The organism is Bacillus sp. SIMBA_008, assembly GCF_046535495.1.
Classification (GTDB): Bacteria; Bacillota; Bacilli; order Bacillales; family Bacillaceae; genus Bacillus; species Bacillus subtilis.
On sequence record NZ_JAWRWL010000879.1, the window covers coordinates 1 to 253 of the forward strand.

General features: G+C 60.5%; 1 protein-coding gene. It reads left to right on the forward strand.

Annotated features, from left to right (window positions below):
* Positions 1-253: ABC transporter permease subunit (locus SB658_RS25870; protein WP_410603334.1), on the forward strand; the 253-nt coding region annotated here is incomplete at both ends.

Genomic DNA, 253 nt, shown 5'->3' on the forward strand with positions numbered 1-253 from the left:
TTCATCGTGCCGATGTTCATGCCGACCAACCTGATCCTCATTCCGACTTACGTCGTGACTCTCAAGCTCGGGCTCGTCGGCACCTATGCGGGACTCATCTTGCCCGTGGCGGGGCAGGCCTCGCTAGGAGTGCTTCTGTTCCGCAGCTTCTTCGCGGGACTACCGTCGGGACTCATCGAAGCGGCACGACTTGACGGTGCAAATTGGTGGCAGACGTTCACCCGCATCGCGTTGCCTCTGTCCAGCCCGATTG